We start from the raw sequence: 7,286 nt of genomic DNA, 5'->3' as shown, positions 1-7,286 counted from the left end.
TCAAGCCATGCGAGAGTAGGTCATCGCCAGGGTTTACACCCAAAACCCCGCTGCTTGCGCAGCGGGGTTTTTCTTTGAGCGCAGGAAATACCGGGTAACGACGGCCACTGGCCGGCAGACGCGTTGATGGAACCGCCGCGAGCGGCGGCGCCAACCAAGGTTGGCGACTACCGATGGCAGAGGGATCAGCGGTAGATCCACGCCATGCGTGGATGCTCTCCGCGAGGAACCCAGGCGCCAACCAAGGTTGCCAACTAACCCACAGCAGGCCCGCGCCGCAATCGTTTGCCGAATAGGTCCACGCCGCGCGTGGATGCTCTCCGCGAGAAACCACGGCGCCAACCAGTGCGGGCCGCTACCGGCGTGACCCATCACGCACAACACGCAAAAAAACGGCGCCCCGCGGGCGCCGTCTTCATCGGGATCACCTGAAAAACGGGATCAGGCGACCAGAGCCTCCTCATGTGCTTCCTGCTGGCGGAACACCGAGACCGCCTCAGTCAGCGTCCCTGCCTGCGACTGCAGCTCACGTGCGGCAGCGGTGGCTTCTTCCACCAGCGCCGCGTTCTGCTGCGTGGCCTGATCCATCTGCACCACGGTCTGGTTGATCTGCTCGATACCGATCGACTGCTCCTGCGACGCTGCGGAAATCTCGCGCATCAGGTGGCTGACATCCTCCACGCCGCCCACAATGCCCTGCATGCGTTGGCCGGCGTCGGCCACCAGCTGGGCACCTTCGCCCACCTGCCGGCCTGCTTCGTCGATCAGCTTCTTGATCTCCTGTGCGGCCGCCGCCGAACGCTGTGCCAGCACGCGCACCTCGCTGGCCACCACGGCAAAGCCTCGGCCCTGCTCGCCGGCGCGTGCCGCCTCCACCGCTGCGTTCAACGCCAGGATATTGGTCTGGAAGGCAATGCCGTCGATGACGCCGGTGATGTCGCCGATCCGCTTCGAGGCACCTTCGATGGCCTGCATGGTATCCACCACCCGCTGCATGGCCGTGTTGCCGTCACTGGCAGCGCTCTGCGTGGAGGCGGCCAACGCACTGGCCTTACGCGCATGGGCGGCGTTCTGGCGCACGGTGGCGGTGAGTTCCTCCATCGATGCTGCAGTCTCCTGCAGGTGCGCGGCCTGGCGCTCACTGCGCTCGGACAATGCGCCGTTGCCGGCGGCAATCTCGCTGGCGGCGGTACTGATCGACGCCGCACATTCCTGGATGCGACCGACCATGCGTGCCAACTGCCCGGCCGTGGCATTGGCATCGCGCTGGATCGCAGCGAAAGCGCCGTGATACTCGCCGTGCATGCGCCGATCCAGATCACCGTTGGCCAATGCCGAGAGCATCTGCCGCACTTCGTTGACGGTGCTGCCGAGCGTATCGAGCAGCTGGTTGATGCCACCGGTCAGGCCATCGAGGAAGCTGGCACCTTCAGTGGCCTGCAGGCGCTGGTCGAGGTCACCGGCCGCTGCCGCTGCAACGATGCCGGCCACGGCGTTCTCCAGCGCGAGCTCATGGGTGCGGTCATGCCACTCCACGGCGAAGCCCAGGCGCATGCCCTGCGCGTCGAACACCGGGGTGACCACCTGGGCGAAGTGCACCGGTCCGATCTGCACCTTGCCGTTGTGCGTGACCTGCAGGCCGTTGAGGATGGCGCGGATACGGTCCGGGTTGGCATGGAAACGATGGATGCTGCTGCCGACCAGGCGTTCGGCATCGAAATCGGGGAAGGCCTGTCGCAGCGTCGCCTGCTGGTTGCGCAGCAGGGCTACCACCGAGCGGTTCACATAGCGGATCACGTGGTCGTTGTCAGCGATCATCATCGCGGTCCGCGAGGCATCCAGCGCCTGGCGGATCTGCGCGTTCTCGGCATGGGCCGCCGCCTCGCGTCCACGCTGTGCCCGCACGTGGCGTGCGGTGTCGGCCAGGGCGTGGGCGAGTGAACCCGGTGCATAGGCGCTGGTGTCGGCATGTGCACCAAGATCGGCACCGGTGGCGATGTCACGTGCCAGCGCGGCAAGCCGATGCGGGCCATGGCCAAGGGCCTCGGTCTGCTGCCGAAGGCGCAGTGCGACCTGGCCGAGGAACAAGGTCAGGCCCGCGAACATGCCGGCCTGCAGCAGCGTTGGCCACGCGGCAGAGCCCGCCTGCAGCGGTGCCAGCAGCGCGAGCGTGCCGACGCCACCGGCCAGCCACACCGGAAGGCGATCGCGGTGGCCCAGCAGCACGCCCAGCAGCAGGGCAATCGGCAACGCCGGTGACAGGCCGGCGATCGCGCACAACACGGCCAGCTGCAGCGACAACAGCAATGCCAAGCCGTTGCGGGCGACGGCCCGGCCCGCCTGCGGTCCGCCGAACCACGCGGCTGGCAGCACGGCGACGGCCACCAACGCGGCGGCCTGCAGCTGCGGACCCCGCAGGGCCAGCACCAGGCCAGCCAGGGCCAGGACCGCGCTGCCGATCAGCAGGCGGCGGTCAGCGCGGCGGGCGAGCTGCTGCAGATGCGGCAGTCGGGCGGTATCGGGGGGACGGGAGGATGCAACGGACATCGGCGACTCCTGGATCAGCAAACGACAACGGCCACGCCGCGGCGCACGCAGGAGTGCGTGACCAGGGCGCGAGCCGGGAATTCGGGGAATGCGACGCGATCAGCGACGCGGAGACGGGACACCGTGACCACATCCTGTGGGTGGCGGTGCAATGGAGCGGGCATGCGGACTTCCTTGCAGAACCAGACACACGCCGCAGGCCCGACCGGACCTGCGTGCTGCGGACGCAAGGGCCCGCAACTGATGTATCGGCCGCAGACGCGCAGAGTGAAGCGCGCCAGTGCCTGCGCTCAGCCGCCGTTGTCGTTGTTGAAGAAGTGCAGGATCACATCTGCGATCTGTTCCGGATCTTCCATGTGCAGGTGATGGTTGCCGGCAAACACCGCCAGACGGCCATTGCGCAGGTGCTGCAGGCGATCACTGCGCATCGGCTCGGGATAGTAGGACTGTGCCGGCGTGGCGTAGATCACCTGCGTCGGGCAGGCGATGGCCTGCAGCAGGTTGTCGATCTGGCCTTCGCTGAGGCGGATCGCAGTGGGCAGCATCAGGCGCGGGTCGCTGCACCAGCGGTAGCCGCCTTCGACAGGCTCCACGCCGCGCTCGACCAGCAGCCGTGCACAGCGTTCGCTGAGCTGGTTGGTCATCATCCGCGCGCGGATCGGCGCGGAGAGGTCGGGGAACACGCGCAACTGCTTTCGTGCCAGCCCACGCGTGGCATTCACATGCTCGCGCAGGCGGTTGGCGGTTTCTTCCTCGGGACCACGCAGGCCGCCGAGTGCTTCGATCGCCACCAGCCGTTCGACCCGATCACTGACCGAGGCGGTGAGGCTGGCGATGCCGGCGCCCATCGAATGGCCGAGCAGGTTGAAGCGGTCCCAGCCCAGTGCATCGACGACATCGAGTACGTGGCAGATCGCGGCGGCCGTGGTGTAGCTGGCACCCGCCGGCAGATGCGCGCTGTGGCCGTGACCGGGCAGGTCGATCGCCACCAATTGCAGCGACGACAGATGCGGCGCCAGCGGCACGAAGCTGGCCGCGTTGTCGAGCCAGCCATGCAGGGCCAACACGCGCGGGCCGTCGCCGTGGTTGCGCAGGCCGGCGACGCGCGCGCCACCGACCTCCAGTTCAAACGGCTGCAGACTCATGCCAGCGAGGCCACGGCCAGCCGCGCCAGGGCGCGAGCGTGTTCCGGATCGGCGTTGAGGCACGGGATGTAGCGCATCGTCGCGCCGCGCTCGGCCAGCGTCTCGGTGAACCCCAGCGCCACTTCCTCCAGCGTTTCCAGGCAATCGGTGGCAAAGCCCGGGCAGACAACGTCGATCTGCTTCACGCCGGATTCGGCCAGCGCCCACAGGCTGGGTTCGGCATAGGGCTGCAGCCAGCGCTCGCGGCCAAACCGCGACTGGTAACCCATCTGCCACTCGTCCCTGCCCAGTTCCAGTGCCCTGGCGATGGCCTGTGCACTGGCCTCGCAGCGCTGCGGATACGGATCGCCTGCATCGGCCAGGCGCTGCGGGATGCCGTGGAAGGAGAACATCAGCTTCTGGCCGCGACCGTGCTGTTCCCAGTAGCGGCGGATCGAGCCGGCCACGGCCTCGACCCAGCCCGGATCGACCGAGTAGTCGCGCACCAGGCTGACGGTTACGCCCGGGTTGCGGCGCTGCCACGCATCGACGCGGTCTTCGACCGAGGCGGTGGTGGTGGTGGAGTACTGCGGGTACAACGGCAGCACGACGATGCGACGCGCGCCTTCGGCGGCGAGGCGGTCGAGCTCGCTGGCCAGGGCGGGTTCGCCATAGCGCATCGCATGGCGAACCTTCAGGGTCGGCAGCAGGGCCTGCATCGCCTGCGCCAGCTGCCGGGTGTGCACCATCAGCGGTGAGCCGTCGGGCAGCCAGACCTGGGCGTACTTGGCCGCCGAACGGCCGCTGCGCAGCGGCAGGATCAACCCGCGCAGCAGCGGCTGCCACAGCAGTGCCGGGATCGAGACCACGCGGGGGTCGGACAGGAATTCAGCCAGGTAACGGCGTACGGCGGGGGCCGTCGGCGTCTCGGGCGTGCCTAGGTTGACCGCCAGCACGGCGGTATCGGGTGCGTCGAGCATGGGCGGTATTGTCGCCGATCCGGCGCCGTGCCGGGATGCAGGGTTCGGATTGCAGGCATAGCGCGCGTCAATGTGAGCAGGGAACGCTCATTGGAGATTCATGACAACACTACTAATTTCAGTCACTTGCTATATCTTCCTATGGACTGACTTCTGGAGCCTGCCATGCGTCGCCCGATCCAAGCCCTGCTGATCGCCGCCAGCTTGCTGTCCAGCCAGGCCATGGCCGGACCGCAGGAAGACCAGCGTGCCCGCAATGCCGTGCGCGTGCTGGCTGAAATCCAGGAAATCCCTGAACAGGGCATTCCGGACAAATTGCTCGACGAAGGCCGCGCGGTCATCGTCATTCCCGACACGATCAAGGCCGGTCTGGTCATTGGCGGTCGCCGTGGCCACGGCCTGATGTCGGTGCGCATGCCCAATGGCGCCTGGTCCAATCCGGTGTTCGTGAAGCTCACTGGCGGCAGCATCGGCTTCCAGGCCGGTGTGCAGTCCTCCGATGTGGTGCTGGTGTTCCGCAACGACCGCAGCCTGGACAATCTGGTCAACGGCAAGTTCACGCTGGGCGCCGATGCCGGTGTCGCCGCCGGCCCGGTCGGCCGCAATGCCGCCGCTGCCACCGACGGCCAGCTGAAGGCCGAGATCTGGTCCTGGTCGCGCGCCCGCGGCCTGTTCGCCGGTGTCGCCCTGGATGGTGCGGTGCTGCAGATCGATGATGCCGCCAACTTGGATGCATACGGCAGCAACACCACGCCGCGCATGATCTTCGAAGGCCGCGCCGCCGGTTCGCCGTCGATGGATGTGGTCGCCTTCCGCGATCGCCTGGAAGAGGCCACCTACGCCGCGCGCAACAACCGCAGCGGCAACGGCGGCAGCGCCCCACGTCCGGCAGCGGCCCCGGCGGTTGCTCCAGCGCCTGTTCAGGCAGCGCCGGCCGCCCCAGCCGAGGCCACCACCGCGCCGCTGCAGAACGTGCCGCAGAACCCGCCGCCGCAGCAGCAGGGTTTCCAGCCGGTCAACGACGGCGAAATCCGCACGGAAACGCTGGGCGGAAACTGACTTTCGTCACGCGCGCCGGCTAACACCCGGTGCGCTATGCTCGACAGCCTGATCACTAACGTAACGAGCGTCTTTATGGGCAGTTTCAGCATCTGGCATTGGTTGGTCGTGCTGGCCATCGTCCTGCTGGTGTTCGGCACCAAGCGCCTGACCAGCGGCGCCAAGGATCTCGGTTCGGCGGTCAAGGAATTCAAGAAGGGCATGCGCGACGAAGACAAGCCGAACGCGCAGCTGGGCGATGAGTCGCGCAGCCAGGACGCCTCGCGCACTGCGCAGGACGAGCACGACCGTAACGCTCGCTGATCCGGAGCGGTTGCGGTGTTCGATATCGGCTTCAGCGAACTGCTGGTGATTGCAGTGGTCGCCCTGGTGGTGCTCGGTCCCGAGCGCCTGCCCAAGGCGGCCCGCTTCGCCGGCCTGTGGGTGCGTCGTGCCCGCAATCAGTGGGATTCGGTAAAACAGGAACTGGAGCGCGAACTGCAGGCCGAGGACATCAAGCGGCAGATGCAGGACGTGCGCCAGGGCATGCAGGACACCGAGAACCAGCTGCGCGCCAGCGGTGAAGCGATCCGTCGCGAAGCGCAGGAGGCCCGGCAGCAGGGCGATACGCTGGCGCAGGAGGTTCGCGCACCGGCGCCTGCGGATCTGCCGCCGCATATGAGCGCTGCGCCCGATGCCGTTGCGCCGGCACAGGAGAGCGTTGCTCCCGAGCCGACGCCGGCGACACCCCCTGAAGCCGGTGCGCCGCCGCCGCAGAGCACGGAGCGCCAGCCATGAGTGAACAGGATTTCGGCGAAAGCTCGCTGGTCGAACATCTGGTGGAACTGCGCGGCCGCCTGGTGCGCGCACTGCTGGGCCTGGGCGTGGTGCTGCTGGCCCTGCTGCCGTTTACCCAGAAGCTGTACAACGCGCTGGCCGAACCGCTGGTGTCGCAGCTGCCGAACGGGCAGACGATGATCGCCACCAACCCGGCCGGTGCCTTCTTCGCACCGTTGAAGCTGACCTTCTTCGTGGCCCTGTTCGTGGCGGTGCCTTGGCTGCTGTACCAGCTGTGGGCGTTCGTTGCCCCGGGCCTGTATGCGCGTGAGAAGCGCCTGGCGGTGCCGTTGCTGGTGTCGTCGGTACTGCTGTTCTACACCGGCTGCGCCTTCGCCTACTTCCTGGTGCTGCCGGCGGTGTTCCATTTTCTGACCACCTTCAGCCCGGACGTGATTGCGATCACTCCGGATGCGAATGCCTACCTGGATTTCGTGCTGGCGATCTTCTTCGCTTTCGGCGGCAGTTTCGAACTGCCGGTGGCGATGGTGATCCTGGTGCTGCTCGGCTGGGTGACGCCGCAGCAGTTCAAGGAAGGCCGCGGTTACGCGATCGTCGGCATCTTCGTGGTGGCGGCGGTGCTGACCCCGCCGGACGTGGTGTCGCAGCTGATGCTGGCGATCCCGATGTGCCTGCTGTACGAGCTGGGCATCCACGCCGCACGCTGGCTGGTGCCGTCGTCGGTAGTGAAGAAACCCGCCGCCTGATGCGGTAGCGCCGGGCCATGCCCGGCGTGCCGGGTTCGATGTGATGCCACCGC

General features: G+C 67.4%; 7 protein-coding genes. 4 read left to right on the top strand and 3 right to left on the bottom strand.

Annotation, left to right across the window (positions count from 1 at the left end):
• Positions 1-441: 441 nt before the first annotated feature.
• The 3 genes from ACTJJM_RS20945 to hemH form a co-directional block, all read right to left on the bottom strand.
• Positions 442-2,547, bottom strand: coding sequence for a methyl-accepting chemotaxis protein (locus ACTJJM_RS20945; protein WP_440865948.1), 2,106 nt, complete (start codon positions 2,545-2,547; stop codon positions 442-444).
• 290 nt (positions 2,548-2,837) lie between these two features.
• A complete protein-coding gene (locus ACTJJM_RS20940; protein ID WP_440865947.1) occupies positions 2,838-3,692 on the bottom strand; it encodes an alpha/beta fold hydrolase in 855 nt (284 codons plus the stop codon).
• Entirely contained in the window at positions 3,689-4,651 is a 963-nt protein-coding gene (gene hemH, locus ACTJJM_RS20935) for a ferrochelatase (protein ID WP_019337950.1), read from the bottom strand. The genes ACTJJM_RS20940 and hemH overlap by 4 nt, the downstream gene beginning before the upstream one ends.
• A gap of 165 nt (positions 4,652-4,816) precedes the next feature.
• Here hemH and ACTJJM_RS20930 point away from each other — a divergent pair, with 165 nt between their 5' ends.
• From ACTJJM_RS20930 to tatC, 4 genes are all read left to right on the top strand, one after another.
• A complete protein-coding gene (locus ACTJJM_RS20930; protein ID WP_010482416.1) occupies positions 4,817-5,710 on the top strand; it encodes a lipid-binding SYLF domain-containing protein in 894 nt (297 codons plus the stop codon).
• Between the two features lie 75 nt (positions 5,711-5,785).
• Positions 5,786-6,013 (top strand): Sec-independent protein translocase subunit TatA, encoded by a 228-nt coding sequence (gene tatA / locus ACTJJM_RS20925; RefSeq protein WP_005420453.1) that lies wholly within the window; start codon positions 5,786-5,788, stop codon positions 6,011-6,013.
• A gap of 15 nt (positions 6,014-6,028) precedes the next feature.
• Entirely contained in the window at positions 6,029-6,487 is a 459-nt protein-coding gene (tatB, locus tag ACTJJM_RS20920; RefSeq protein ID WP_049480343.1) for a Sec-independent protein translocase protein TatB, read from the top strand.
• Entirely contained in the window at positions 6,484-7,233 is a 750-nt protein-coding gene (gene tatC, locus ACTJJM_RS20915) for a twin-arginine translocase subunit TatC (RefSeq protein WP_010482410.1), read from the top strand. Before tatB ends, tatC begins: the two co-directional genes overlap by 4 nt.
• The last annotated feature ends 53 nt before the right edge of the window (positions 7,234-7,286 follow it).

The organism is Stenotrophomonas sp. 22692 (genome assembly GCF_052045015.1).
GTDB lineage: Bacteria > Pseudomonadota > Gammaproteobacteria > Xanthomonadales > Xanthomonadaceae > Stenotrophomonas > Stenotrophomonas geniculata.
The sequence above is the reverse complement of the archived record's forward strand: the minus strand, read 5'-3'. Positions and strand labels throughout refer to the sequence as shown.

Excerpts from the sequence above, each read along its gene's own strand:
- ACTJJM_RS20945 (WP_440865948.1), bottom strand. The coding sequence starts at position 2,547 with ATGTCCGTTGCATCCTCCCGTCCCCCCGATACCGCCCGACTGCCGCAT.
- ACTJJM_RS20940 (WP_440865947.1), bottom strand. The coding sequence starts at position 3,692 with ATGAGTCTGCAGCCGTTTGAACTGGAGGTCGGTGGCGCGCGCGTCGCC.
- hemH (WP_019337950.1), bottom strand. The coding sequence starts at position 4,651 with ATGCTCGACGCACCCGATACCGCCGTGCTGGCGGTCAACCTAGGCACG.
- ACTJJM_RS20930 (WP_010482416.1), top strand. The coding sequence starts at position 4,817 with ATGCGTCGCCCGATCCAAGCCCTGCTGATCGCCGCCAGCTTGCTGTCC.
- tatA (WP_005420453.1), top strand. The coding sequence starts at position 5,786 with ATGGGCAGTTTCAGCATCTGGCATTGGTTGGTCGTGCTGGCCATCGTC.
- tatC (WP_010482410.1), top strand. The coding sequence starts at position 6,484 with ATGAGTGAACAGGATTTCGGCGAAAGCTCGCTGGTCGAACATCTGGTG.